General features: G+C 72.0%; 21 protein-coding genes. 11 read left to right on the top strand and 10 right to left on the bottom strand.

Annotated features, from left to right (window positions below):
* Positions 1–38: 38 nt before the first annotated feature.
* Positions 39–2,336, bottom strand: a complete 2,298-nt coding sequence (locus tag P4R38_RS01425) for a GNAT family N-acetyltransferase (protein ID WP_277190697.1) — start codon at positions 2,334–2,336, stop codon at positions 39–41.
* Between the two features lie 227 nt (positions 2,337–2,563).
* On the opposite strand from P4R38_RS01425, the gene secA reads away from it, so the two are divergent.
* Positions 2,564–5,308: a preprotein translocase subunit SecA gene (secA, locus tag P4R38_RS01420; protein ID WP_277190696.1), complete on the top strand. Its 2,745-nt coding sequence runs from the start codon at positions 2,564–2,566 to the stop codon at positions 5,306–5,308.
* A 60-nt stretch (positions 5,309–5,368) separates the two neighbouring features.
* Here the strand turns inward: secA and P4R38_RS01415 are convergent, their stop codons facing one another.
* Positions 5,369–5,923 carry an Rv3235 family protein gene (locus P4R38_RS01415; protein ID WP_277190695.1) on the bottom strand — a complete coding sequence of 185 codons (555 nt, stop codon included), beginning with the start codon at positions 5,921–5,923 and terminating at the stop codon, positions 5,369–5,371.
* Positions 5,920–6,753 (bottom strand): LysM peptidoglycan-binding domain-containing protein, encoded by an 834-nt coding sequence (locus P4R38_RS01410; protein ID WP_277190694.1) that lies wholly within the window; start codon positions 6,751–6,753, stop codon positions 5,920–5,922. Before P4R38_RS01410 ends, P4R38_RS01415 begins: the two co-directional genes overlap by 4 nt.
* Before the next feature lie 135 nt (positions 6,754–6,888).
* Here P4R38_RS01410 and P4R38_RS01405 point away from each other — a divergent pair, with 135 nt between their 5' ends.
* On the top strand, positions 6,889–7,431 hold the full coding sequence (locus tag P4R38_RS01405; RefSeq protein ID WP_275240651.1) for a hypothetical protein: 543 nt from the start codon (positions 6,889–6,891) through the stop codon (positions 7,429–7,431).
* Between the two features lie 12 nt (positions 7,432–7,443).
* On the opposite strand, the gene P4R38_RS01400 is transcribed toward P4R38_RS01405, so the two are convergent.
* Entirely contained in the window at positions 7,444–7,665 is a 222-nt protein-coding gene (locus P4R38_RS01400; protein ID WP_277190692.1) for a helix-turn-helix domain-containing protein, read from the bottom strand.
* A 265-nt stretch (positions 7,666–7,930) separates the two neighbouring features.
* On the opposite strand from P4R38_RS01400, the gene P4R38_RS01395 reads away from it, so the two are divergent.
* Genes P4R38_RS01395 through P4R38_RS01375 form a run of 5 tightly spaced genes read left to right on the top strand, consistent with a single transcriptional unit; the run spans position 7,931 to position 12,659 of the window.
* Positions 7,931–8,623: an SAF domain-containing protein gene (locus P4R38_RS01395; RefSeq protein WP_277190691.1), complete on the top strand. Its 693-nt coding sequence runs from the start codon at positions 7,931–7,933 to the stop codon at positions 8,621–8,623.
* On the top strand, positions 8,620–10,032 hold the full coding sequence (locus P4R38_RS01390; RefSeq protein WP_277190690.1) for an AAA family ATPase: 1,413 nt from the start codon (positions 8,620–8,622) through the stop codon (positions 10,030–10,032). The genes P4R38_RS01395 and P4R38_RS01390 overlap by 4 nt, the downstream gene beginning before the upstream one ends.
* 10 nt (positions 10,033–10,042) lie before the next feature.
* Entirely contained in the window at positions 10,043–11,470 is a 1,428-nt protein-coding gene (locus P4R38_RS01385; protein WP_275240655.1) for a WS/DGAT/MGAT family O-acyltransferase, read from the top strand.
* Positions 11,467–11,892, top strand: coding sequence for a DUF6912 family protein (locus tag P4R38_RS01380; RefSeq protein WP_277190688.1), 426 nt, complete (start codon positions 11,467–11,469; stop codon positions 11,890–11,892). The genes P4R38_RS01385 and P4R38_RS01380 overlap by 4 nt, the downstream gene beginning before the upstream one ends.
* Positions 11,892–12,659, top strand: a complete 768-nt coding sequence (locus P4R38_RS01375) for a nucleotidyltransferase domain-containing protein (RefSeq protein WP_277190686.1) — start codon at positions 11,892–11,894, stop codon at positions 12,657–12,659. Before P4R38_RS01380 ends, P4R38_RS01375 begins: the two co-directional genes overlap by 1 nt.
* 22 nt (positions 12,660–12,681) lie before the next feature.
* On the opposite strand, the gene P4R38_RS01370 is transcribed toward P4R38_RS01375, so the two are convergent.
* On the bottom strand, positions 12,682–13,488 hold the full coding sequence (locus tag P4R38_RS01370; RefSeq protein WP_277190685.1) for an alpha/beta fold hydrolase: 807 nt from the start codon (positions 13,486–13,488) through the stop codon (positions 12,682–12,684).
* Positions 13,489–13,593: 105 nt separating this feature from the next.
* On the opposite strand from P4R38_RS01370, the gene pruA reads away from it, so the two are divergent.
* The gene (gene pruA, locus P4R38_RS01365; protein WP_277190684.1) at positions 13,594–15,222 is read left to right on the top strand and encodes an L-glutamate gamma-semialdehyde dehydrogenase; all 1,629 of its coding nucleotides are present in this window, start codon (positions 13,594–13,596) and stop codon (positions 15,220–15,222) included.
* A gap of 302 nt (positions 15,223–15,524) precedes the next feature.
* Here the strand turns inward: pruA and P4R38_RS01360 are convergent, their stop codons facing one another.
* Positions 15,525–16,025, bottom strand: a complete 501-nt coding sequence (locus P4R38_RS01360) for a DUF2505 domain-containing protein (protein ID WP_277190683.1) — start codon at positions 16,023–16,025, stop codon at positions 15,525–15,527.
* On the bottom strand, positions 16,022–16,618 hold the full coding sequence (locus P4R38_RS01355; RefSeq protein ID WP_277190682.1) for a hypothetical protein: 597 nt from the start codon (positions 16,616–16,618) through the stop codon (positions 16,022–16,024). Before P4R38_RS01355 ends, P4R38_RS01360 begins: the two co-directional genes overlap by 4 nt.
* 153 nt (positions 16,619–16,771) lie before the next feature.
* Here P4R38_RS01355 and P4R38_RS01350 point away from each other — a divergent pair, with 153 nt between their 5' ends.
* Positions 16,772–21,640, top strand: a complete 4,869-nt coding sequence (locus P4R38_RS01350; RefSeq protein WP_277190680.1) for an NAD-glutamate dehydrogenase — start codon at positions 16,772–16,774, stop codon at positions 21,638–21,640.
* A 22-nt stretch (positions 21,641–21,662) separates the two neighbouring features.
* Complete coding sequence (locus tag P4R38_RS01345) at positions 21,663–23,195, top strand: sensor histidine kinase (RefSeq protein ID WP_277190679.1); 1,533 nt, start codon at positions 21,663–21,665, stop codon at positions 23,193–23,195.
* 25 nt (positions 23,196–23,220) lie between these two features.
* On the opposite strand, the gene P4R38_RS01340 is transcribed toward P4R38_RS01345, so the two are convergent.
* Positions 23,221–23,469 (bottom strand): WhiB family transcriptional regulator, encoded by a 249-nt coding sequence (locus P4R38_RS01340; RefSeq protein ID WP_050670090.1) that lies wholly within the window; start codon positions 23,467–23,469, stop codon positions 23,221–23,223.
* Between the two features lie 290 nt (positions 23,470–23,759).
* Between P4R38_RS01340 and P4R38_RS01335 the strand changes: the two genes are divergently transcribed.
* Positions 23,760–24,158, top strand: coding sequence for a hypothetical protein (locus P4R38_RS01335; RefSeq protein ID WP_277190678.1), 399 nt, complete (start codon positions 23,760–23,762; stop codon positions 24,156–24,158).
* A 16-nt stretch (positions 24,159–24,174) separates the two neighbouring features.
* Here the strand turns inward: P4R38_RS01335 and P4R38_RS01330 are convergent, their stop codons facing one another.
* Positions 24,175–25,038: a hypothetical protein gene (locus tag P4R38_RS01330; protein ID WP_277190677.1), complete on the bottom strand. Its 864-nt coding sequence runs from the start codon at positions 25,036–25,038 to the stop codon at positions 24,175–24,177.
* Positions 25,035–25,817 carry a hypothetical protein gene (locus tag P4R38_RS01325; protein WP_277190675.1) on the bottom strand — a complete coding sequence of 261 codons (783 nt, stop codon included), beginning with the start codon at positions 25,815–25,817 and terminating at the stop codon, positions 25,035–25,037. The genes P4R38_RS01330 and P4R38_RS01325 overlap by 4 nt, the downstream gene beginning before the upstream one ends.
* Positions 25,818–26,006 lie beyond the last annotated feature (189 nt).

The following is a 26,006-nucleotide window of genomic DNA, read 5'->3' as shown; positions in this document are numbered from 1 at the left end:
CCTCGTGGAGCAGAGTCCACGAGAGGTCAGGTCGGTCGTCAGGACCGATCGCTCCACTCGGCTTGCAGCAGGTCGAAGCGCAACAGGTCGGCGTACGACCCGTCGCCGAGCGGCTCGGCCAGCCGGTCGGTCCCGACGTGGGTGAACCCGTGCCGACGGGCGATCGCGGCGGAGGCGTCGTTGCCGGCGGCGACGTTGAGCCGCAGCCGGCGCCGTCCCAGGCCGCAGTCCTCGGTCGAGGTGAAGGCGTGGGAGAGCGCGAGTCCGACCGCCTCGGTCGCCACGCCGGTGCCGCGGGCGTCCGGGTGGATCCAGTACCCCACCTCACCGGCCGTCCGGTCCTCGCCGCGCAGGTCCATGACGCTGACCGAGCCGACGGCGAGGTCGGTCCGCGGGTCCGCGATGCACCAGCCCAGCGTGGTGCCGGACGCCGCTGCACGCCGCATCAGCCGGACGTAGGCGCGCGCGGCGTCGTCGGTGTACGGGTCGGGCAGCCCCGCCAGCCAGTGCCGCGTCGTGGCGTCCGCGCACCACTGGACGATGCGGGGGACGTCCTCGTCGCGCCACGGACGCAGCCGCGCGCGCTCGCCGTCGAGCACCGGCACCACGAGCACGCCGCCGGCGGGGGCGAGCGAGGCCCGGCCGTCGGCGAGCAGCTCGAAGTGGGCGGCGTCCGCGACGGAGGCGTCGGCGCGTGCGAACGACCCGTGGCTCTCTCCCCAGCGGTGGAACCCGTGGCGCTCCAGCAACCGTTGCGACGCGACGTTCTCCAGGTCGGTCACGGCGCGCAGCCGGCGCAGCCCGAGACCGTCCTTCGCCAGGGGCGCGAACGCATGGTCGAGCACGGCCGGGATGGCCTCCCGCAGGTGGCCACGGCCCCGCGCGTCGGCGTACAGCCAGTAGCCGAGCTCGGCGTCCCCGGGCGCTCCCGCCCCGATGCCGAACACCATGACCGCGCCGAGCGGGGCGTCCGTCGCGCGGTCGGCGATGCACCACTTCACGACCGTGCCCCGGTCGCGCTGCCGCTCGCCGCGCGCGAACCACGCGTCGTACGTGCCCGCCGTCGGCTGCGCGCCCGCGGGCATGAACCGCAGGCTGTCCCGGTCGAGGTCGCGCTCGCCGGACGGACGGTCGTGCGGCGTCCACGGACGCAGCCGCAACGAGCCCGTCTCCAGCACGGGGACGATCGCGGGCTCGACGGTCTGCGCGACGCGGTCGTCGGTGTCGAGCAGCTCGAACGTCAGGGCCCCGGTCGGGGGCCGGTCCTCGTGGGCGATGACGGCCCGCTCGGTCGCGCACTCGCGGAAGCCGGCCCGGCGCAGCACCCGCTGGGAGGCCCGGTTGTCCTCGTCCGTACCCGCCTGCAGACGGTGCAGCCCGAGGCCGCTGCGGCCCGCGTCGTCGGTACGCGCGGCGAACGCGTGGGGGACCAGGAGCTCCAGGGCGTCCTGCAGCGCGCCCCGGCCGCGGGCGTGCGGGTGCAGCCAGTAGCCGATGAGGCCCGTACCCCGGGTGAAGTCGACGTCGAGGCGCTGGACCTGGATGCCACCCAGCGCCTGGTCGGTGCCGGCGTCGGCGATGCACCAGAACACGCCCTGGCCCACCGACATCCGGTGCAGCCGGGAGGAGCGCCAGTCCGCGAAGTTCTCCGGGGTCGGCGCCATGCCCTCGTTGTACAGCTCGGCCTGCTCGTCCGGCCAGGTCGTGGGCGCGTCCTCGGGCCGCCACGGACGCAGGCGCACCCGCTCGCCCTCCAGGTCGGCGGCCTCCCACCACGGGCGGCGCGGCCGGCGCGGGTCGCCGGCGCGCACGGACGCGATCCACAGGTCCTCGACCTGCCCGGCGCCGTTCGCGTGCATGGCGGGCCAGGTGCCGTGCTGGACGAAGCCGTTGGCCCACGCCGCCTGCCAGGAGGCCAGGTTGCCCGCGGCCGCGCGCCAGGTCATCGTCCGTACGCCGTCGTGGGCGAACGCGTGCTCCAGCACCAGCCGTACGGCGCGGGTCGCGACCGACCGGCCGCGCGCGTCCGGGTGCAGGCCGAAGCCGATCTCCGCGGTGCCCGGAACCCGACGGGTGTAGTTCACCGTGCCCGCGAACGCCCCGTCGACCTCGATCGCCCAGAACCGGCGCTCGCCGGAGTCCCAGCCCGCACGCACGATCTCCAGGAACGCACGTCCGTGCGAGGCGTCGTACGGCATCGGGACGGTGGTCCAGCGCCGGGAGCGGGGATCGTTGGCCTGCTCCACGATGCGCGGTACGTCGGCCGGCCCGTGCGGGCGCAGCCGGACGTGCTCGTCGGACAGGATCGGGACGAGCGCAGGCCAGGCCGAGGACATGCGGACCACCCAAGCAAACGGTGCTCGGGACGCTCAAGGAGGTTCCCCGCGGACCCCCCGTCAGGCCCCGGTTGTGTGACCGGGAACCCACCAGGGCTCCGGACCGATTAACCTAGATGGGTCTGTCCGCGCGCAGCGCACCTTCGCGGTGCACGCGGCAGCCCGAGTAATGGCCGTCGTGTCGCCCGTCGTCGCGCTGCCACGAGACCGCTGACCAGGAGTCCTGCGTGCCCAAGATCGTCGAGAAGGTGCTGCGTGCCGGCGAAGGCCGTCTGCTCAAGAAGCTGGAAGGCATCGCCGCACAGGTCAACATCCTCGAGGAGGACTTCAAGAAGCTCACCGACGCCGAGCTGAAGGCGGAGACGGAGAACTTCAAGAAGCGGATCAAGGAGGGTGAGTCCCTCGACGACCTCCTCCCCGAGGCGTTCGCCGCCGTCCGCGAGGCGAGCGTGCGGACCATCGGCAAGCGTCACTTCGACGTCCAGCTGATGGGTGGCGCCGCGCTGCACATGGGCAACGTCGCCGAGATGAAGACCGGTGAGGGAAAGACGCTCGTCGCGACCCTCCCGTCGTACCTCAACGCGCTGTCCGGCAAGGGCGTGCACGTGGTCACGACCAACGACTACCTGGCCGAGTACCAGTCCGAGCTGATGGGCCGCGTCCACCGCGCCCTCGGCCTGGAGACGGGCGTGATCCTGGCGTCGATGACGCCCGAGCAGCGCCGCGTCGAGTACGCCAAGGACATCACCTACGGCACGAACAACGAGTTCGGCTTCGACTACCTGCGCGACAACATGGCGTGGTCGCGCGAGGAGCTGGTCCAGCGCGGCCACAACTTCGCCATCGTCGACGAGGTCGACTCGATCCTCATCGACGAGGCGCGCACGCCGCTGATCATCAGCGGTCCCTCGGACGAGGCCACCAAGTGGTACGTCGAGTTCGCCAAGATCGTCCAGCACCTCACCCGGGCCAAGAAGGACCGCGACAACAAGGTCGTCCCCGGCAGCGGCGACTACGAGGTCGACGAGAAGAAGAAGACCGTCGGTCTGCTGGAGTCCGGCATCGAGAAGGTCGAGGACCTGCTCGGCATCGACAACCTGTACGAGGCGCACAACACGCCGCTGATCGGGTACCTGAACAACGCCATCAAGGCGCGCGAGCTCTTCAAGCGCGACAAGGACTACGTCGCGATGAACGGCGAGATCCTCATCGTCGACGAGCACACCGGTCGTATGCTCGCCGGCCGCCGCTACAACGAGGGCATGCACCAGGCGATCGAGGCCAAGGAAGGCGTCGAGATCCAGAACGAGAACCAGACGCTCGCGACGGTCACCCTGCAGAACTACTTCCGCATGTACGACACGCTCTCGGGCATGACCGGTACGGCCCAGACCGAGGCCGCCGAGCTCTACCAGATCTACAAGCTGGGCGTCGTCTCGATCCCGACCAACAAGCCGATGGTCCGCATGGACCAGGCCGACCTGGTGTACCGGACCGAGGAGGCCAAGTTCCGCGCGGTCGTGGACGACATCGTCAAGCGGCACAAGGAGGGCCAACCGGTCCTCGTCGGTACCACCAGCGTCGAGAAGTCCGAGCGGCTCTCGGAGATGCTCAAGCGCAAGGGGATCCCGCACGAGGTCCTCAACGCCAAGCACCACGAGCGTGAGGCCACGATCGTCGCCCAGGCGGGTCGCAAGGGCGCCGTGACGGTCTCCACCAACATGGCCGGTCGAGGCACCGACATCATGCTCGGCGGCAACCCCGAGTTCATGGCCGTCGCGGCGCTGAAGCACAAGGGCCTGGACCCCGAGGAGACCCCGGACGAGTACGAGGCGCAGTGGGACGAGGCGCTGGGTCGCGCGGAGAAGTCCGTGGCCAAGGCCCACGACGAGATCCAGGAGATCGGCGGGCTGTACGTCCTCGGCACCGAGCGCCACGAGTCGCGGCGCATCGACAACCAGCTGCGCGGTCGTGCCGGTCGTCAGGGCGACCCGGGTGAGAGCCGCTTCTACCTCTCGCTGCAGGACGACCTGATGCGCCTGTTCAACGCGGCGATGGTCGACCGGTTCATGCAGACCGCGAAGATCGAGGACGAGGTCCCGATCGAGTCCAAGATGGTGAGCCGCTCGATCCAGAGCGCGCAGAGCCAGGTCGAGGCGCAGAACTTCGAGATCCGCAAGAACGTCCTGAAGTACGACGACGTGCTCAACCGGCAGCGCGAGGTCATCTACACCGAGCGTCGCCGCGTCCTGGAGGGCGAGGACCTCGAGGACCAGATGCGCTACTTCGTCAACGACACCATCGACGCGTACGTCCACGGCGCGACCGACGACAGCTTCGCCGACGACTGGGACCTCGACCAGCTGTGGGACGCGCTGCAGGACCTGTACCCAGTGACGGTCTCCGCCGACGAGGTCGAGCAGGAGGTGGGCGGCCGGGCCGGCATGACCGTGGAGTTCCTCCAGGAGGAGCTGCGCTCGGACGCCCAGCACGCCTACGACGCCCGCGAGGACCACTTCGGCGACCGGGTCTCCCGCGAGGTCGAGCGACGGGTCGTCCTGTCGGTGCTGGACCGCAAGTGGCGTGAGCACCTCTACGAGATGGACTACCTCAAGGAGGGCATCCACCTGCGTCAGATGGCCCAGCGCGACCCCCTGGTGGAGTACCAGCGCGAGGGCTACCAGATGTTCGACGCGATGAACGACGCGATCAAGGAGGAGTCGGTCCAGTACTTCTTCCACGTCGACGTCGACCCGGCCGAGGTCGAGGCCTCGCTGCCGGCGAGCAAGCCCAAGATGCACCTGAGCGCGCCCGGCGAGGACGGTCGCGCCCGCGAGCTCGAGGTGGACGAGCAGGGGCGGGTGCTGGACGAGGACGCCGCGCTGCCGCGCCGGGAGCGTCGTGCTCGCGCCAAGGCCGACAAGAAGTCGTCGTCGAAGTCGCGGGCGAAGGCCAAGGCCAAGAGCCGCTGACTCCAGGACGCACCATGAAGGCCGGGACCCGCTGGGTCCCGGCCTTCGTCGTCGGCGCTCCTAGCCGATCGTCATCTCCGTCAGCAGCCAGCGCCCGTCGACACCGTTGAGGCGCATCGCGACCGCGCGGACGCGTCCGTCCAGGACGACGACCGCCGCGGCCTCCACGACGCCGTCGACCGGCTCGTCGACCCGGACCCGTCGGACCTGGGTGTGCTGGACCGCGGCGCCGCGGCGCTGGGCGACCCGATGGCGACGGACGACGGTGGCGTGGACGGCCGGGATCATCCACCGGCTGAGCTGGTGGGGCTGGCGGACGCCTGTCACCGACTCCAGCGTGGCATGCAGCAGCCGGTGCACCCAGACGGCCGGCTCCGGCAGGTCCGTCCGGAGGGTGGCCTGCGGGCCGAAGTCGGGGTCCTCGTCGCGGGCCCGGAAGTCGATCGCGAGGCTGCCCTGCACGTAGGAGGGGACGGCCCGCGGACGGCGCAGGCCGTGGCGCGCGACGGCGTACAGCTCCCGGACCGACCCCTCGTCCAGGGCGGGCGGCTCGGGCGCGGCGGTCGGACGCAGGGTCACCGGGCGCGGGCAGGCGCGCAGCGTGGTGGTCGTCATCGCAGGGCTCCTTCGGGGATGCGGAGGGTCTGGCCGACGGCGAGCACGTTGGGGTCGTCGCCGATCTCGTCCTTGTTGGTCTCGTACCAGCGGGGCCACTCGGCGGCCACCCGGGCCGGGGTGGCCTGGTCGCCGAGATGGCGCTCGACGATCGACCACAGGTCATCGCCCCGCCGGACGACGATCTGCGCGGCATGGTCGTCCTCGGCTCCGCAGCCGGACAGCAGCCGTACGTGCTCGGCGCCACGGGCGCGGACGGCGGCCGGCCGGTGCGGGGTCCAGCCGGGGACCGGCGCCGCGTCGGGTGCGCACGCGTCGGCAGCCGGTGCGGTGGTCGCGCCGAACGACGGCACCGGCGCCGACTCGGTGAGCGCCGGCGTCCCGAACGCGGGGACCGGCGCGGCAGCCTGCGCGGTCGCCACGACCGGCGACGGCACCTCGGTCGCACGGGCCGGACCCGAGCCGAGGGCCGTGACGGCCAGCAGCACGGCCGTCACCCGAAGGGCGACCTGCGGGGCCAGGTGCCACGGCAGCTCGACCTCGACGTACGTGGTGCGGCGGCGCGGCCGCAGCAGGGTCACGGCGCAGGTGAGGAGCAGCACGGTGCACCACAGCAGCGCGAGGGCCAGCACCGCCAGGGCCAGGACCGTGACGCCGTCGCCGACCTGCACCGACGGGCGGGCCCCGAGTGCACTGACGAGGTCGAGCAGAGCCCGCACGGACAGACCTGCGACGCCCAGCGTCACCGCGCCGGCGAGCAGACCCGCGGTGCCGGCCCGCCATCGGTGGGCCGTGCTCGGCTCTCGGAGCCGGTCCGGTGTCGCTGCCATGTGCATCTCCCCAGGTGCGTTTCCTTGGCTGACTGTGTCGAGCATTGCATATCAATGACGATCTGTGTCGATTAGTGCACATGGTGACTTCTCGTGCCGGAGGGAGTCGCGGGCGGGACCGCCTACGATGCGCGAGTGCGCTGGCAGGACTTGTTCGCCGATCTCGAGGGTCAGTTGCGCCAGGCGCAGCTGCGCGAACGCGATGCGGAGGTCGCCGACCGCACCCGGCGGGAGCGAGCGACCGTCTCCTGGACCGACCGAGCGGCCGCGTCGATCGGCGCGACGCTCACCGTGGCGACGGCGGCCGGACGGATCACGGGCAGGCTCGACGACCTCGGTCAGGACTGGCTCCTGCTGGAGGAGTCGGGTCGCCGCAGCGCGCTCGTACCGGTGGCGGCGGTCGTCGGAGTCGTCGGCCTGGCGGTCCACGCCGACGACGACCATGGTCTGGGACGCCGGTTCGGGCTGACCGTGGCGCTGCGGGCTGTCAGCCGGGACCGGGCGCCCGTGGTCGTCCACGACGTCGTCGGCGGCGTCGCGTCCGGGACGATCGACCGGGTCGGTGCCGACCACTTCGACCTGGCGGAACACCCGCCGGACCTCCCGCGGCGTCCGGAGTCGGTCACCGGCGAGCGCGTCGTCCCGTTCGCCGGCCTCGCGGTCGTGCGGCGCGCCTGAGGGCCCGACGGCTCAGGCGTCGACGTCCTCGTCGGCGAAGGTGTTGCTCTCGACCTGCTGCCGGGTCTGGGCGTACGCCCGCTGGATGTAGCTCTCCAGCTCGGTGGTCTCGACCCGCCAGCTGCCGCCCACCTTGATCGCGGGCAGCTCGCCGCTCTTGACCAGGTTGTAGGCCTGCCGCGAGGAGATGTTCAAGGTCTCTGCGACGTCGGCGATCTGCACGAAACGCGGCACGGCTGCTCCTACGGGTCATCGGGTCCACCCAGCCTGGCGCATCTGCGGCACATCTGCCGGAGGCCCTGTGGACAACGGCCGACGGTAGCACCGGCACGGCCTCGTCCCGGGCCGCCGCACGGCAGGGCGGGGACGGCAGCGGAGGGCGACCCGCGCTGGGGTTCGTGACGTTTTCTTTACCCTCGCCGTCGGACCGCGCGCCGCGGCCGCGCGCAACCATGTGGTGCCGCCGCGGTCGTGGCGGGTGACGACGAGGAGGATTGACGTGGGGGAGACACGCGAGCGCTCGGTCGAGGCCGCGCTGCCGAGGCCGACCGCTCAGCGGCTGCAGAAGCCGTCCTGGCGAGACAGCCGGCTGGTCATCGGTGTGCTGCTGATCGTGCTGGCCACGGTGGCCGGCGCGACGGTGATCCAGCGGTTCGACCACTCGGTCGAGGTGCTGCAGGCCTCCCGCGCGCTCGTCCCGGGGCAGGCCATCACCGCCAGCGACGTGCGCACGGTCCGCGTCCGGATGGACCACGCCGGCGGCACCTACCTCCCGGCGACCCGGGAGCTCCCGCGCGGCAAGGTGATCCGCGCGGTCGGCAAGGGTGAGCTGCTGCCGCGGACAGCAGTCGGGTCGCCGGCACAGGTCGCGGTGAAGGCCGTCTCCGTGCGCGTCGACCCCTCTCTCGCCGCGACCCTGGTGCCCGGCTCCGTGGTGGACGTCTGGGTGAGTGCGAAGAAGGAGGCCGCCGGCACCGCCTCGTACGACAAGCCGTTGCGCACGGTCGAGCGGGCCGTGGTCTCGCGGGTCCCCCAGGACGGTGGCCGGTTCGGGATCGGCTCGGGCCAGGACGCGGCCGTGCACGTGCTGGTGCCGAGCGAGAAGGTCGCCGAGCTCATCGGGGCGGTCACCTCGGAGTCCAAGGTGACACTGATCCCCACGGCTGAGTCGCCGCTGCGGAGCGCCTCGTGAGCGCGACGACCGTGCTGACCGCGGTGTCGCCGCGGCTCGAGGCGCAGGTGGCCACGCGGCTGGAGGCCGCTCGTGGCCTGCGCCTGGTCCGTCGGTGCGCGGACGTGGAGGACCTGCTCGCCGCCGGAGCCGCCAACGTGGCCCGCACCGCGGTGGTCAGTGCCGACCTGCCCGGCCTCGACCGCACCGTGGTGGCGGACCTGCGCGCCGCCGGTGTGCTGGTGGCCGGCACCTTCGTCGACGGGGCGGAGGAGGACCAGCGCCGGCTACGCCAGATCGGGGTCGAGCGCCTGCTGCCCCTCGACGCGCCGGCTGCGGACTGGGACCAGACCCTGACGCCGCCCGACGCCGACGCGGCCCCGCCCGCCCCGTCGTCCGCGCCCGCGGTGGGGGACGCCGACGCGGACATCGACGCCGCCATCAGCCGGGAGCTCCTCGGACAGGCTCCGGTCCTGCGCCGGGCCGGGGCGAGTCCGGCCGGATCCGGCTCGGCCGCAGCGGGATCGGTGAAGGTCGTGCTGCCCGCAGCGCCGGAGCCGGACGAAGAGTCCTCGGTCCCTCACCGGGTCATCGCCGTCTGGGGTCCGACCGGTGCGCCCGGACGCACCACCGTCGCGGTCAACCTCGCCGCCGAGATCGCCCGGCTCGGCCGTCGTGTCGTGCTCGTCGACGCCGACACCTACGGGGCCTCGGTCGCTCAGCACCTCGCGCTGCTGGACGAGGCCCCCGGGGTGGCCGCGGCCGCCCGGCTCGCCGACGCCGGGTCGCTGGACAGGCCTCGCCTGGCGGCGACCGCGCCGGAGGTCTCGCCGGGGCTGCGGGTGCTCACCGGCCTGCCGCGCGCGGACCGGTGGACCGAGCTGCGGGAAGACGCGTTCGTCGAGGTCCTGCAGCAGTGCCGCACGCTGGCCCAGGTGACCGTCGTCGACGTCGGGTTCTGCCTGGAGGAGGACGAGGAGCTCAGCTACGACACCCGCGCGCCCCGCCGTAACGCGACGACGACGGCTGCGCTCAGGGAGGCCGACGACGTGCTCGCCGTGGGTGCCGCCGATCCCGTCGGCCTGCAACGGCTCGTCCGCGGGCTGGACGACCTGCGAGCGTTCACCAGCGCCCCGCGTGTCGTGGTGACCAAGGTGCGTGCGGCGGCCGTGGGCGGTGCGCCGGAACGCCGGATCCTGGAGGCCCTGGACCGGTTCGCCGGCGTGAGCACCCCGGTGCTCGTGCCCGACGACCGGGCCGCTCTCGACGCGGCGATGCTCGCCGGTCGGACCTTGGCCGAGACGGCCGCCGGATCCCCGGCCCGCCGCGCGCTGGCGGCGCTCGCGGGCGAGCTCACCGGCGTCGAGGTGGCGCTGCGACGCCGTGGCGGTCTCGGCTCCCGACGAGGACGGCGCACCTCGAGAGCCTGACGATGGCAGGATGGCGGCCGTGGTTGAACGGATGAGCTCGCTGGACGCCTCCTTCCTGTACCTGGAGGACCGCACCACGCCGATGCACGTCGGCAGCGTCCTGATCTTCAGTCCGGCCGACGACGGCTTCGACTACGACCGGCTCGTCAGCCTGGTGACCAACCGGATCGCGTACGTCCCCCGCTACCGTCAGCGCGTGCGGGAGATCCCCGGCGGGCTGCTCAGCCCGGTCTGGGTGGACGACGCGGACTTCGACGTGACCTACCACGTGCGCCGCTCGGCGCTGCCCCGTCCGGGGACGCCGGCCCAGCTGGAGGAGTTCGTCGCCCGCATCGAGGCGCGCCGGCTGGACCGCAGCCGGCCGCTGTGGGAGCTCTACCTCGTCGAGGGTCTGCAGGACGGTCGCTTCGCCATCGTCACCAAGACCCATCAGGCGATGGTCGACGGCGTCCACGCGATCGACATCGGTCAGGTGATCGTCGACACCGACATCGACACCGGCGTCCCCGTCCCGTACACCTGGCGCGCCGCGCGCGAGCCGAGCAGCGTCGAGCTCGTCGCGCAGGCCGCCATCGACGTGGTGCGCCACCCCGCCACCATCGCGGACAACCTGCGGGCGGGTGTGCTGGACACCCGCCGGGTCGTGGGCCGGGCCGCCTCGGCGGTCGGGGACCTCGCGGGTGCGGTCGCCCGATCGGCCGCCCTGCCCGCCCCGCCGAGCCCGCTCAACCGTGAGGTCGGGGCGCACCGCCGGTTCGTGATGGTCTCGACCGACCTGAAGGACTTCCAACGCATCCGTCGCCGGGTCGCCCGTTCACGGGGGTCGATGGACGTGACGGTCCACGACGTCATCCTCACCACGATCGCCGGCGCGCTGCGCTCGTGGTTGCTGACCCGCGGCGAGTCGGTGACCACGGGTGAGAGCGTGCGCGCGATGGTGCCGATCAGCCTGCAGATCGACGGGGAGGAACGCGCGGACAGCGTCGCGCCCTGCTTCGTCGACCTCCCCGTCGGTGAGTCCCGTCCGACGATGCGGCTGCACCAGGTCGCCTACTCGATGCAGCAGCAGATGGAGAGCGGCCAGGGTGTCGGCGCCCGGACGATGGCCAACCTCGCGGGTTTCGCCCCGCCCACCCTGCACTCCCTCGGGGCGCGCGTCGGCAGCGCGATGTCGCGCCGGCTCTCCAACGTCGTGATCACCAACGTGCCGGGCCCGCAGCAGCCGCTGTACGCCGCGGACGCCCTGATGACGGCCGCCCACCCGGTCATCCCGCTGGCCAAGGGGCAGGCGCTGGCGATCGGGCTGACCTCGTACGACGGCGGGGTGTACTTCGGGCTGAACGCCGACCGCGACGCGATGCCGGACGTGGACGTGCTGGGTCAGTGCCTGTTCGACGCACTGGAGGAGCTGCGCGAGGACAAGGAGGTGCTCGCATGAGGACGACACGTCGGGTGTACTTCCCCCTGACCGCGACCGACCTGTCTGCGCTGCAGGAGGCGCGGCATCTGCCGGGGGAGACCCGGGACGGGTTCGCCGTGACCGAGGTCCTGGAGCAGGCCCAGCCCTCGGAGGACCCCGAGGTGCTGGAGTTCGGCGCGCTGCAGGACGCGGCGGTCGCAGCAGGGACGGGCGGGGCCCGCGTCGTGGTGGCTGCCGCCGACGTCGAGGACGCCGCCGTGCACGAGCAGGAGGAGGGCATCGAGACCGCCGTCGCCGTCGACGGGCCGCTCGCTCAGCAGCGGCTGGTCAGCCTGCATCTCGGCGATGCGGGCCTGGACGTCACGGGCGAGGAGGACCTCGAGCTGTCCTGGTACGACATCACCGAGCTCGACCTGGTCGTCGCCGAGCTGGACCGGTAGTGGCCGACGCGTTCCCGCTGACGCTCGAGGAGTCCGCCGAGCGGGCGAGATCGCTGGTGCAGCAACGGTTTCCGGCTGCACACGCCGCGTACCTCGGTGGCAGCGTCGTCCGCGGTACGGCGACGGCCACGTCCGACCTCGACGTCACCGTCGTCCTCGACGGGCCGCCCGCGCCGTACCGTGAGTCGCTGCTGGACGGTGACGTCCCGGTCGAGCTGTTCGTCCAGACGCAGGAGTCCTTGCGCCACTTCCGGGAGCAGGACCAGCAGCGGCGCCAGCCCAGCACGGCGCGTCTGGTGTGCGAGTCGGTCGTCCTGCTCGGTGACGAGCTCGCCGAGGCGCTGCGGGCGGAGTGTGCCGGCGAAGTGGCCGCCGGCCCAGAACCCCTGTCGCAGAAAGAGATCGACGGTCAGCGGTACGCCCTCACCGACCTGCTGGACGACCTGGTCGGTGCGGTCGACCCGGCCGAGCGTGCCGTGCTCGGGGCGCTCGTCTGGGAGCGGTCCGCGCGGCTCCTGCTCGGTCTGGAGCGACACTGGCAGGGGAGCGGCAAGGGCCTGCTGCGGGAGCTGCGGGCGTACGGCTCAGGGTCGCCGGCGACCGAGGGCACCGGCGCCTCCCAAGGCGACATACTCGCGGCGCGGTTGAGCGACCTGCCGGGCCGCGCCGACCGGACCGACGATCTCGTCGAGGTGAGCGGTCAGGTGCTCGACCGGTGCGGTGGCCGGCTGTTCGCCGGTTACCGGCTCGGCGGCAGCAGCGGCTGACGTCCGGAGGTCATCCCTGCGGTCAACCGGCGAGAGTCTCCGCGAGGAACGGATCGACGACCTCGTGGTAGCCCACCGGGTTGTCCAGCCGCACGTAGTGGCCCGCGTCGGTGACCTCGTGCACGACGATCTGCGGGTTGGCCACCTCCTCCAGCATCTCCACGCTCACCCGGTCGACGGTGCTGTCCGGCTGGTCGCCGGTCACCAGCAGCGTCGGGACGGTGAGCGCCGCGGCCGTCTCGGTCCACGGCGTCCGTGCCACGCACTGGCCGGTGTGCTTCAGCAGCGGGTCGATCCGCGTCTTGGCCCGACCCCAGTCGCGTCGTAGGTCGGCGGGCCACGTCGGGTGCTCGGCGTGGGCCGCCGCGAGCGTGGCGTCGAAGTCGTCCCGGAACTCCTGCGCCCACTCCTGGGCCGGGTGGACGTCGCGCCAGCCGCGTGCGCGCTCCAGCGGCATCCACGCCGGATCCTCCAGGACGAGTGCGTCGACCAGGTGGGGTCGCGCCGCTCCGACTCCCGCTGCCACGCCGGCCCCCATCGAGTGGCCCACGAGGGCCACCTTCGAGCCGTGCTGTGCCACATCGGTTTCCAGCAGCCGGACGACGTCCTCGATCATCACCGGCGCCGCGGTCGGCTTGGCCTGCTCGGGCGTGAGCCGTGCCGAGGTGCCGTGGCCCCGGGCGTCCGGGACGAGCAGGCGGTAGGCCGACCACCGCCGTACGGCGTCGGCCCACACCGACCCGGCGTCCAGGAAGCCGTGCAGCAGCACGAGCGTGGGGCCGGGACCGTCGATGACGGACACGGTGAGGTCGTCGGGCGCCGTTGCCATGGCGGCCACCCTAGGACGGCCGCTCCGGCTCGCTCACCGGACGTGCCACGATGGACCGTCCGAGACATGGACACCGACGTCGTTGCCCGAAGGAGCCCATCACCCATGGACGCTGTCACCCAGGTCCCCGCCCCGCTGAACGAGCCGGTCCTCGACTACGCGCCCGGCAGCCCCGAGCGCGCGCGGCTCGAGGTCGCCCTCGCCGAGCTGGCGGCCGAGCAGGTCGAGCTGCCGCACACCATCGCGGGCCGGCGGGTCATGGGCGGCGGCCGAGCGGTCGCCGTACGCCAGCCCCATGCTCACAAGAAGGTCCTGGGCACGCTCAAGAACGCCACCGTCGCCGACGCGCAGGCCGCCGTCGACGCGGCGAAGGCCGCCGCGCCGGGCTGGCGCGAGCTGTCCTTCGACGACCGCGCGGCAATCCTGCTCAAGGCCGCCGACCTGCTGGCCGGCCCCTGGCGTGCCCGCCTCAACGCGGCGACGATGCTCGGTCAGTCCAAGACCGCGTACCAGGCCGAGATCGACAGCGCGTGCGAGCTGATCGACTTCTGGCGGTTCAACGTCCACTTCGGTCGCCAGGTCCTGGCCGAGCAGCCGGTCGCGAACTCCCGCGGCGTCTGGAACCGCACCGACCACCGGCCGCTCGAGGGCTTCGTCTACGCGATCACGCCGTTCAACTTCACCGCGATCGCCGGCAACCTGCCGACCGCGCCCGCGCTGATGGGCAACACCGTCGTGTGGAAGCCCTCGCCGACGCAGCAGCGCGCGGCCCAGGTCACGATGGAGCTGCTCGAGGCGGCCGGGATGCCGCCGGGCGTCATCAACCTGGTCACCGGCGACGGCATCAACGTCTCGAAGGTGGCCCTGAACGACCCGGACCTCGCGGGCATCCACTTCACCGGATCGACCGCGACGTTCCAGCACCTGTGGCAGGAGGTGGGCTCGAACCTGCGGTCCTACCGCGGCTACCCACGGATCGTGGGCGAGACCGGCGGCAAGGACTTCATCCTCGCCCACCCCTCGGCCGACCCCGATGTGCTGCGCACCGCGATGATCCGCGGCGCGTTCGAGTTCCAGGGCCAGAAGTGCTCGGCGGCCTCGCGGGCGTACGTGCCGCAGTCGCTGTGGCGCAAGATCAAGAAGGACCTCGTCTCGCTGACCGAGGGCATCACGCAGGGCGACGTCACCGACCTGTCCAACTTCATGGGTGCGGTCATCGACGCGCGCGCGTTCGCCAAGCACGTGGACGCCATCGACATGGCGCACGCGCACGCCGACATCGAGGTCCTCGCCGGCGGTACGTACGACGACTCGGTCGGCTACTTCGTGCGCCCGACGGTGCTGGAGGTGAGCAACCCCGAGCACGAGGTCTTCTCGACCGAGTACTTCGGGCCGATCCTGGCCGTCCACGTCTTCCCGGACCGGCAGTACGACAAGGTGCTGGACCAGATGGAGTCCTTCGCGCCGTACGCGCTCACCGGCTCGATCATCGCCCAGGACCGCGCGGTCGTCGCCGACGCGATGAAGCGCCTGCGGTACGCCGCCGGCAACTTCTACATCAACGACAAGCCCACGGGCGCGGTCGTCGGCCAGCAGCCGTTCGGCGGGGCCCGCGGGTCCGGCACCAACGACAAGGCCGGTGCGGCCCAGAACCTGCTGCGCTGGACCAGCACCCGCTCGATCAAGGAGACCTTCGTCCCGCCGACGGACTACACCTACCCCCACCAGGGCTGAGCGCCCCCGCCAGTCGAGCCGACCGGACCACCCGCCGGTCGAGCCGACCGGACCACCCGCCAGTCGAGCCGACCGGAGCACCCGCCAGTCGAGCCGACCGGAGCACCCGCCGGTCGAGCCGACCGGAGCACCCGCCGGTTGAGCCGACCGGAGCACCCGCCGGTTGAGCCGACCGGAGCGCTAGCGGAGGTCGAGTCGAAACCAGGTGCGGAGAGGGGAGACTCAGCCCTCGCCCTCACCTGGTTTCGACACGGCTCGGCTGGCGCCTCGCCGGCTCGACCAGCGGGTGGGCGGCTCGGCGTTCAGCCGGCGTGGGTGGCCAGCCACTCCTTGCCGACCTGGGCCTCGGACTCGATCGCGGCCCGGATCACCGGACCGACGGCCTTCTCGATGCGGCCGCCGATCAGCGGGATCTTGGCCTTCACGTCGCCCTCGACGTCGATCCGGGTCGACGTCGGCGAGACGGTCGTCCAGGCCCGGCCCTTCATCGCGACGGGCTGACCCTTCATCGCCACCTCGACCCGTGCCTCGCGCGACCCGTCGGCCGTCGCGGGACCCCAGTCCTGGGTCTCGGTGACGGTGACCGACTTCCCGATGAGTCCGCGCAGCTGGTCGGGGATGCCGTCGGTCGGCATCTCCCGGGTCGCGACGATGAGCGTGCGGTCGCCCTGCTCGGTGACGCTGGTCTCGTACGACAGCGCGCCGCCCTCGGCGCACTTGCGGTCCTGGAACTCGGTCGAGGCGGTCATGGCCCAGACCTCGTCCGGTGGGGCGTCGTACGTCCAGTCGACTGCGATCTTCATGAGCGCAGGGTAGTCGCGGCGACCCGCTGAAGCCGGTGCTCGGCCCGGACGACGCGACCGAGCAGCTGGTCCACGGGCGTTGGTCCGGAGCTCACGCCGGTGGCGCCCGGTGTACGGCGCAGCGTGGCCAGCCGCCCGCTCTCCTCCTGCAGCGTGCCGGCCTGCTGCAGCAGCCCGGCGGCGAGGTCGTCGAGGGCTCCGGACAGGCACGCTCCCGTCTCGCGCAGCCCCGGGCCCACGACCTGCTCGGTCACCTCGTCCACCACGGCACGCACCTCCCGCAGTCGACCTGCGGCGGTCTGGTTGGCGAACGGGTTGCCGGGCATCCTCCCGGCGCGGACCGCGCCCGCGAGCCCCCGCGTGGCGTGCGGCGAGCCGGCCACGTCGGCGTCGCTGCGCGGGGCCGGCAACCGGTGCTCGCCCCGACCGGCCACGAGCTCGTCGTGCCAGTGCAGGAGACCGTCGGCCAGCCGCTCGACGGCCTCGTCCACGACGTCGGCGGTCTCCTCCTCGGCCGGCTCGACCTGCACGGCCAGCAGGCGCGGGACGGCCGCGGCGACGCGCGTCGCGAGCAGTGCGGATGACTCGGGCACACCGGCACTGTAGATCTGCCGCGGGCGACATCCGGTACGCGACCCACAGCTGCCCCGTCCCCGGTTCGGGCCGGAACGTGACCAGCGTTACTCTCGCTCTTGGCGCACACCGTCGTGCGTCGTGGCCGGCATTTCGACGAGGTAGAGAGCTCCATGTCTGCAGCTGTGCAGTCCCGGGACGAGATCCTCCGCAAGACCGCGGAGCTGGAGAACGGCGGGGGTGACATCCCTGACTGGCTGATCCGCCGGTACTTCCGGCACGTGGCCGAGGACGACCTCACCGAGTGCGGCTCGCCGACGCTCGCGGGCATCATCCGCAGCCACCGTGAGCTGGCGGCGCACCGCCCGGACGGCACCTCCCGGCTGCGCATCTTCCGCCCGACCGTGGAGAGCGACGGCTGGAGCTGCTCGTACGCCGTGCTGCAGATCGTGACCGACGACATGCCCTTCCTCGTCGACTCGATCACCGCGGCGCTCGCGCGCGCCGACCGCGACGTCCACCTCCTGATCCACCCCCAGCTCGTCGTGCGTCGCAACGCCGTCGGCGACATCGAGAAGATCTGCGACGTCGACGCCGCTCCGGGGCCGGAGAACGGCGAGGCGGGTGCGGTCGACGAGTCCTGGATGCACCTGGAGATCGACCTCGGTGCCGACGAGGACGCCGACCGCGAGCTGGTCGCCACCCTCGAGCGGGTGCTCCGCGACGCGCGGGACGCCGTCGAGGACTGGGAGAAGATGCACGCCGAGTGCGAGTCCCTGGTGACGGACCTGGAGAGCACGCCGCCGAGCAGCGTGCCGACCGAGATCGTCCAGCGGACCCAGGGCTTCCTGCGCTGGCTGGCCGACGACCACTTCACCTTCCTCGGCTACAAGGAGTACGCCCTCGACACGATCGACGGCGAGGACGTGCTGCGCTCGCAGCCCGGGACCGGTCTGGGGCTGCTGCGCTGGGACCGGCCCGGCAGCAAGTCCGACAGCTTCAGCCGCCTCACGCCCGAGGCCCGCGCGACCGCCCGTGATCCGCAGCTGCTCATCATCACCAAGGCCAACTCCCGCTCGACCGTGCACCGGTCGGCGTACCTGGACTACATCGGCATCAAGACCTTCGACGCCGACGGCAACGTGGTCGGGGAGAAGCGGTTCCTGGGCCTGTTCACCTCCAGCGCGTACAACGAGTCGGTCCGCCGGGTGCCGATCGTGCGCGAGCGCGTCACGAAGGTGCTGCGCCGCGCGGGCTTCCCGCCGGACAGCCACTCCGGCAAGGACCTCCTGCAGGTGCTGGAGACCTACCCGCGCGACGAGCTGTTCCAGACCAGCTCCGAGCAGCTGTTCACCGTCGCGACCAAGGTGCTGCGGCTCGCCGAGCGGCGTCAGTCCCACCTGTTCCTGCGCAAGGACGACTACGGCCGGTTCGTCTCGGCCCTGGTCTACCTGCCGCGGGACCGCTACAACACCGCGGTCCGGCTCACCATGGAGCGCATCCTGCGCGAGGAGTTCGACGCCGAGACGGTCGACTACACCACCAGCGTCGGCGACTCGGTGCTGGCCCGCATCCACTTCGTCGTCCGGCTCAAGCCCGGCGCGTCGATCCCGGACGTCAACCAGGCGAGCCTGCAGCAGCGGATCATCGACGCGACGCGCACCTGGGGTGAGCGGCTGGGTGACGTGGCCCGGCACGAGGACGGTGACGACGCCGCCGCCCGGGTCATCAGCCTGTACTCGCGGGCCTTCCCGGAGGCGTACAAGGAGGACTTCTCCCCACGCCAGGGCGTCGCGGACCTGCGCCGCCTGGAGGCGCTGGAGGAGGCGGACCACACCCTGCTCACCCTCTACCGCGACCCGGAGGGCACCGAGGATGAGCGCCGGTTCAAGCTGTTCCGCCGCTCGACGCTGGTGCTCACCGACGTGCTGCCGATCTTCACCGACCTCGGCCTGAAGGTCACCGACGAGCGGCCCTACCACATGCACCGCGCGGACGGCGAGGAGGTGTACGTCTACGACTTCGGCCTGCTGGCGCGCGATCCCGCCGTGTGGGGGACCGACGACGAGCTCGCTGCGGTCCGCGAGGTCTTCCAGGACGCGTTCGCCGCGGTGTGGGACGGCTCCGCCGAGAGCGACGGGTTCAACGCCCTGGTGCTCTCCGCCGGCCTGACCTGGCGACAGGTCGCCGTGCTGCGCTGCGTGGCCAAGTACTTGCGCCAGATCGGCTTCACCTTCAGCCAGGACTACCTGATCTCGGCCCTGGTCGGCAACGTCGACCTCGCCCGGTCGCTGGTGCGGCTGTTCGAGGTGCGGTTCGACCCCTCGTACGACAGTGCGGGCGACTCCGAGGAGGAGTCGGTCGTCGCGGGCATCGAGGCCGCGCTGGAGGACGTCGCGAGCCTGGACCACGACCGGATCATCCGTGCGTTCATGGGCGTCATCCGGGCGACCTTGCGCACCAACGCCTTCCAGCGTGACGAGGACGGCGCGCGCCGGCCGGTCATCAGCCTCAAGCTCGACTGCCACCAGGTGCCGGGGCTGCCCAGCCCGCGGCCGATGTTCGAGATCTGGGTCTACAGCCCGCGCGTCGAGGGCGTGCACCTGCGGTTCGGCAAGGTCGCCCGTGGCGGTCTGCGCTGGAGCGACCGGCGCGAGGACTTCCGCACCGAGATCCTGGGCCTGGTCAAGGCGCAGATGGTGAAGAACGCCGTCATCGTGCCGACCGGCTCCAAGGGCGGCTTCGTCGCCAAGCAGCTGCCCGACCCGGGCGACCGGGACGCCTTCCTGGCCGAGGGCGTCGCCTCGTACAAGGCGTTCATCTCCGGACTGCTCGACGTCACCGACAACCTCGTAGCGGGCGAGGTCGTCCCGCCGAAGGGCGTCGTGCGGCACGACCCGGACGACACCTACCTCGTGGTCGCCGCGGACAAGGGCACGGCGACCTTCTCCGACATCGCCAACGGTGTCGCGCAGTCGTACGGCTTCTGGCTGGACGACGCGTTCGCCTCCGGTGGCTCCGCGGGGTACGACCACAAGGCGATGGGCATCACCGCGCGTGGCGCCTGGGAGTCGGTGAAGCGGCACTTCCGCGACCTCGGCGTGGACTGCCAGAGCGAGGACTTCACGGCGGTCGGCATCGGCGACATGAGCGGTGACGTGTTCGGCAACGGCATGCTGCTGTCCAAGCACACCCGGCTGGTGGCCGCGTTCGACCACCGGCACATCTTCATCGACCCGACCCCGGAGGCGACGACCTCCTACGGCGAGCGGCAGCGACTGTTCGAGCTGCCGCGCTCGTCCTGGGCCGACTACGACACCTCGCTCATCTCCACCGGCGGCGGTGTCTGGTCGCGCTCGGCCAAGTCCGTCCCGGTCAGTGAGGAGGCGGCGGCCGCGCTCGGCATCCGCGGCGGCGCCCAGGCGATGACCCCGGCCGACCTGATGAAGGCCATCCTGCTCGCCGAGGTCGACCTGTTCTGGAACGGCGGCATCGGCACGTACATCAAGTCGGCGGTCGAGTCGAACGCCGACATCGGCGACCGCGCGAACGACGCGATCCGGGTGGACGGCAAGCAGCTGCGCTGCAAGGTGATCGGCGAGGGCGGCAACCTCGGCGCCAGCCAGCTGGGCCGCATCGAGGCGGCCCGTCGCGGCGTCCACGTCAACACCGACGCCATCGACAACTCCGCCGGCGTGGACACCTCCGACCACGAGGTCAACATCAAGATCCTGCTCACCGACCGGATGCGCGACGGCGACCTGACCCTGCAGCAGCGCAACGAGCTGCTGCAGTCGATGACCGACGACGTGGCCGACCGCGTGCTGCGGCACAACTACGAGCAGAACACCCTCCTCGGCAACGCCCGGGCCCAGGAGCACGCGATGCTCCCGGTCCACGTTCGCCTCATCCGCTGGCTGGAGAAGCGCGGCGAGCTGGACCGCGAGCTGGAGTTCCTGCCCGGCAAGTCCGAGCTGAGGAAGCGCGCCGACGCCGGGCTGGGTCTGACGTCGCCGGAGTTCTCGGTGCTGGTGGCGTACGCCAAGCTCGCGCTCAAGGCCGACCTGGCCGAGAGCGGGCTCACCGACGACCCGTGGTTCGAGCAGACGCTGCGCGACTACTTCCCGAAGGCGGTGCGCGAGCGCTACGGCGACCAGCTGCGTGAGCACCCGCTGCGTCGCGAGATCGTCATCAACTCGATCGCGAACAGCATGATCAACCGCGGCGGCATCACCTTCGCCTTCCGGGCGCAGGAGGAGACCGGTGGCTCCCCGGAGCAGATCGCGCGGGCGTACGTCATCGCCCGCGAGGTCTTCGGGATGACCGACTTCGTCGCCCAGGTCGAGGCGCTGGACAACCTCGTCCCGACCTCCGCCCAGACCCGGCTCTACCTGGAGTTCCGCCGGCTGATCGACCGCGCGGTGCGCTGGCTGCTGCACAGCCGACCCTCGCACCTGGACGTCGCCGCCGAGATCGAGCGGTTCCGTCCCGTGATCGCCGAGCTGTCCCCGCGCATCCCCTCGCTGCTGCGCGGGGACGAGCAGGACCGCTGGCGCCGCCACGCGGCGGAGCGGTTCGGCGGCGACGGCGTCCCGGTCGCGCTCGCCGAGCGCGGGGCGGCCCTGCTGGACACCTTCTCGCTGCTGGACATCAGCGAGCAGGCCCGGGCCACCGACGAGGACCCCGCCGCCGTGGCAGAGCTGTACTTCATGCTCTCCGAGCGGCTGGGAATCGACCGGATGCTGCTGTCGGTCTCCCGGCTGCCGCGCGACGACCGCTGGGACGCCCTGGCCCGTGGCGCGGTGCGCGACGACCTGTACGCCGTGCTCGACGCGCTCACCGGCACCGTCCTCGCGGGGACGCCGAGCAGCCTGTCGTCGGCGCAGCGTGCCGAGCAGTGGTCGACCGAGCACGAGGCCGCGATCACCCGCGGCCAGCAGGCGCTCGCGGGGATCGAGGAGATGGAGGAACCGGGGCTGGCGTCGCTCTCGGTGGCGCTGCGGACCCTCCGTACCGTCATCCGGTCGGGGTCGGCCACCTGAGGTGGCTGACTAGGGTCGAGACGTGCCGACCCTGAACGACGTCCTCGCCGAGCACACCCGGACCGACCCGGCGGCGGCCGAGTGGCTGCACCTGCTCGTCGGCGACTGGCAGCTGCTGTCGGACCTGTCCTTCGCCGACCTGGTGCTCTGGCTGCCGGCGCAGGACGGTGGCTGGACGGCTGCGGCGCACGTGCGGCCGACCACCGGCGTCGGGGTGTTCCTGGAGGACCTCGTCGGGCAGCGGATCGACCGCACCCGGGTGGGCCCGGTCGACCAGGCGTTCGCCGAGAACCGCCTGGTCCGGGCCCCGCAGACGATGTGGCGTGACGACACCCCCGTGCGCGAGGAGTCGATCCCGGTGGTGGTGCGCGGCGGGTCGCGGCCGGTCGCCGTCGTGACGAGGCACACCAACCTCGCCTCGATGCGGACGCCGAGCCGCCTCGAGGTGACCTACCTGGCGACGGCGGACGCGCTCGCCCGGATGATCGCGATGGGGGAGTTCCCGACGCGTGGCGGCAGCACCGGCCGGCGCCGGGGCGCACCACGCGTCGGCGACGGCGTCCTGCGGCTGGACCGCGAGGGCAAGGTGACGTACGCCAGCCCGAACGCCGTCTCCGCGATCCACCGGCTCGGCTACGGCGGTGAGCTGGTCGGCGCGCGGCTGTCGCAGGCGCTCGCCGGGCTGCTGCCGCGCACGGGCCCGATGGACGAGGAGCTCATGCCGGTCCTCTCGGGTGCACTCCCGTGGTCGACCGAGCTGACCTCACGCAGCGCCCACGTCACCGTGCGGGCGATCCCGCTGTCGGAGGCCGGGCAGCGGGTGGGAGCGGTGCTGCTGGTGCGTGACGTCAGCGAGCTGCGGCGCCGGGAGCGTGAGCTGCTCACCAAGGACGCGACGATCCGGGAGATCCATCACCGGGTCAAGAACAACCTGCAGACGGTCGCGGCGGTCCTGCGGCTGCAGTCGCGCAGGCTGGACGACCCCGGTGCGAAGGCGGCGCTGGACGACGCCGTACGCCGGGTGGCGACCATCGCCCTCGTGCACGAGACGCTCTCCGCTCACCTCGACGACGCGGCCGACTTCGACGTGATCGCCTCGCGGGGTCTCCAGGCGGCCATCGAGATCGCCAACCGCAGCGCCGTCCGGGTCCGCGGTGTCATCCACGGCACGTTCGGGGTGCTGGCGTCCGAGGACGCCACCGTGGTCGCGATGGTGCTGGCCGAGCTCGTGCAGAACGCCGTCGAGCACGGGCTCGCCGACCGCGACGGCACCGTCACCGTCGAGGTCGAGCGCACCACCGGGGAGGACGGCGAGCCGGGCCTGCGGGTCAGCGTGTCCGACGACGGGACGGGTCTGCCCGAGGGCTTCGAGCCCGGCCGTGGCGGGCTCGGCACCCAGATCGTGCTGTCGCTCGTCCAGGACCTGCGCGGGCGGATCGAGTGGGGGGCCGCGCAGCCGCGCGGGTCACGCGTCACCTTCGACGCCCGGCTCCGACCGGTCGCCGATCAGGACAGCGACAACATGGAAGAACCCCCGGCCATGGGCCAGGGGTGACCAGTGGTGCGGGACGGGGAGGCGGTCAGCCGGCGCGGCGGGCCCGAGCGTTGCGACGCTTGAGAGCGCGGCGTTCGTCCTCGGAGAGACCACCCCAGACACCGGCGTCCTGACCGGTCTCCAGAGCCCACTTCAGGCAGGTGTCGATGACCTCGCACCGACGGCACACCGCCTTGGCGTCTTCGATCTGCTGCAGGGCGGGACCAGTGTTCCCGATCGGGAAGAACAGCTCCGGGTCCTCGTCCAGACATGCAGCGCGGTTGCGCCAATCCATGAGGCGTTGCTCCTTGTGGTCATCTCGTGGGCGCAGGCGCACCACGATGTGCGTGGACAGTGGATGATCGGGTCGTCGCGGCCTCGTCGGTCGGGGTCGTACTACCCGCATGCGGGGCAGTTCGGGGGAGAACCGCCTCAACTCCGACACCCGGGCATTGCCCGCAGGTCACAGACTGTTCTCCAACTGTCACAGATCCCCACAGGCCCTCACAAGGGCTTTGGGAGAATTTTTCGGTACCGAAGGTGAGGGATACATCACAGGGCGGGTGCCTACTAATCTGCCCGCTTGTGATAACCAGCCAGGGGACCTCCCCGACCGAAGACCTCAGCCAGGCAGGACGGGCCGCGGCGCTGCTCATGGCGGCCCAGGCGCTCGTCCTTCTCGCCCTCGTGGTGGTGTCACTGGTCCAGGTCGTCAGCGGCGGGACCGACGACGTCGCCCAGGCCCTCACCGAGGCGGCGCTGGTGCTGGTCTTCGCGGCCGGCGCGGCGGTGCTGGCCCTCGCGCTGTACCGCGGGAAGGCGCCGGCGCGCACGCCGACGCTGGTGTGGAACGCCCTGCTCGTCCCCGTCGGGTTCTCCCTGATGGGTGGTGGCGCCCCCGCCGTCGGGCTGGCCGTGCTGCTCGTCGCGGCGGCGACCATCATCGCCGCCCTGCTGATCCCTCGGGCCGAGCCGGAGGACTGACGGCGGACGACCTGGCTCAGGCGGCCGGCTGCATCTTCGCGCCGAGCAGCTGGACCAGTGCGGGGACGATGCGCTGGCGGTAGTCGTGCCGGGACGCGAGGTAGCTCGGCCGGACGTGGGCGAACCCGATGCCGCTGAACCAGATCTCGCCGGCCACGCCGCTGCCCTGCAGCAGCACCCGGGTCGTCGTGCCGTCGGTGTACGCCGCCGTCGCTCCGAGGCTGCCGTTGCGGTAGAAGGTGTAGAGGCCGGGACGATCGGCCGAGCGCTCGCGCTGCTGGACCGCGCTCTTGGCCCACGCCTGACCGACGGTGGCCGGCACGCCGAACCCGCGGATGCTCACCATCAGCCGGCTCTGGTTGTCGTGCGGCTCGCCCTTCATCGACAGCACCAACGTGCAGCGGGTGCTGTGCGCGGACGCGCGACCGCCGGTGACCGGGCTGCCCGCGCAGTCGCGCGCCTGTACCGCGGTGACGCCGGGGAGGATCTGTGACAGCTCCGCGGCGGTGAACAGCGTGCCGGCGTCCGGCCAGGTGGCGTCCATCGCCTGCTTGCCCGCCGGGTCGGCCTTCACCGCGAAGTGGCTGGACGTCGTGATCCGCGCGGCGGTCGCCGCGACGGCATCGCCGGAGTCCTTGGGCGGCGTGTAGGGCGCCGGTGGAGGAGGGGGAGTCGTCGGCTTCGGGGCGGACGGGGCACTGCCGGTGGGCGCGCTGGGCTTGGTGCCCTGCTTCGTGGCCGACGGCGTCGCCGTGAACCGGGTCGGCGTCGCCGCCGGGGTCCCGTGCGCCGGCGTCGCCCCCTGGGAGGCGGCGTACGCGGGGACGACGGTCAGGGACAGGGCGGTGACGGTCGCTGCGACGACCAGACGGCGGCTCATGCGTACTTCCTCGGGAGCTTGCCGGCGACGTCCTCGATCGCGAGGGGGAAGACCTGGGTGCGCAGGATGTCGGCGGTCTGGGAGGTGTTCTGGGGGGAGACGAAGGCGAAGCCCTGGAACTGCAGATCGACCCAGGCGGCGATCTGCCCGTCGGAGATGACGAACGAGCCCAGCCCCTGGCCGGGGCGGAAGAGGGCGCGGCGGGCACCGAAGGCGCCGTCCTGGTAGAAGACGTCACCGTCCTGCTTGGCCGCGCGGAACTGCTCGCGCGTCGCGTCCCACGACTTGGTGACCTCGCTGTCGGCGCCGATGCCGCGCAGCTTGACCCGCAGCGGGGAGTCGCCGTCGTCGCTGCCCTTCTCGGTCGTCGCCTTGAACGTGTACGAGGCCGTGGTGTTCTTCGGGGTCAGCTGGCCGTTGCCGTACTGGCCGAAGGAGCCGTAGCCGTTCTGCATGCCCTTGGCGTCGGGGAAGAGCGCGAGGAGCTGCTCGCGGGTGTAGAGCTCTTGGACATCGGGCCAGTCCGCGTAGTCGACCATCGCGGAGTCCTTGGCGAGCTTGAGGTTCCACGACGTCGTCGTGGGGAGGGCCTTGCGGTTGCTCTGCTGCGGGTCGGCGGGCTTGTCGGAGGTGTTGGTGGCCTCCGCGGCACTCCAGGTGGAGGGAACGGCCTTCTGCTGACCCCCTCCGTCGCCGGAGTCCTTGCTGCAGCCGCTGATCGCGAGCGATGTCGCGAGCAGGACGGCACCGAGCGTGGCGGTGGTGCGACGAACCGACATGATCTCCCTCCGAAGGCGCACTGGTGGCGCCGGTGCACGGGTCAGTATGCCTGTTCCGACAGACGCATCCGGGGCAGGTTGCCGTTCCGTGGCGGTAGCGACACCTGGACCTCGACGGCCCGCCCGCGCCGGACCAGGACGCCGCGCCCGGGCACCCGACGCCGTACGTCGGGCAGTCGGCAGCCGAAC

The organism is Luteipulveratus flavus (genome assembly GCF_029439465.1).
Lineage (GTDB): Bacteria > Actinomycetota > Actinomycetes > Actinomycetales > Dermatophilaceae > Luteipulveratus > Luteipulveratus flavus.
Note: the sequence above shows the minus strand (reverse complement) of the source record. Positions and strands in the feature narration are given on the sequence as shown.

Excerpts from the sequence above, each read along its gene's own strand:
- P4R38_RS01425 (WP_277190697.1), bottom strand. The coding sequence starts at position 2,336 with ATGTCCTCGGCCTGGCCTGCGCTCGTCCCGATCCTGTCCGACGAGCAC.
- P4R38_RS01415 (WP_277190695.1), bottom strand. The coding sequence starts at position 5,923 with ATGACGACCACCACGCTGCGCGCCTGCCCGCGCCCGGTGACCCTGCGT.
- P4R38_RS01410 (WP_277190694.1), bottom strand. The coding sequence starts at position 6,753 with ATGGCAGCGACACCGGACCGGCTCCGAGAGCCGAGCACGGCCCACCGA.
- P4R38_RS01385 (WP_275240655.1), top strand. The coding sequence starts at position 10,043 with ATGGCGGCCGTGGTTGAACGGATGAGCTCGCTGGACGCCTCCTTCCTG.
- P4R38_RS01380 (WP_277190688.1), top strand. The coding sequence starts at position 11,467 with ATGAGGACGACACGTCGGGTGTACTTCCCCCTGACCGCGACCGACCTG.
- P4R38_RS01370 (WP_277190685.1), bottom strand. The coding sequence starts at position 13,488 with ATGGCAACGGCGCCCGACGACCTCACCGTGTCCGTCATCGACGGTCCC.
- pruA (WP_277190684.1), top strand. The coding sequence starts at position 13,594 with ATGGACGCTGTCACCCAGGTCCCCGCCCCGCTGAACGAGCCGGTCCTC.
- P4R38_RS01360 (WP_277190683.1), bottom strand. The coding sequence starts at position 16,025 with ATGAAGATCGCAGTCGACTGGACGTACGACGCCCCACCGGACGAGGTC.
- P4R38_RS01350 (WP_277190680.1), top strand. The coding sequence starts at position 16,772 with ATGTCTGCAGCTGTGCAGTCCCGGGACGAGATCCTCCGCAAGACCGCG.
- P4R38_RS01340 (WP_050670090.1), bottom strand. The coding sequence starts at position 23,469 with ATGGATTGGCGCAACCGCGCTGCATGTCTGGACGAGGACCCGGAGCTG.
- P4R38_RS01330 (WP_277190677.1), bottom strand. The coding sequence starts at position 25,038 with ATGAGCCGCCGTCTGGTCGTCGCAGCGACCGTCACCGCCCTGTCCCTG.
- P4R38_RS01325 (WP_277190675.1), bottom strand. The coding sequence starts at position 25,817 with ATGTCGGTTCGTCGCACCACCGCCACGCTCGGTGCCGTCCTGCTCGCG.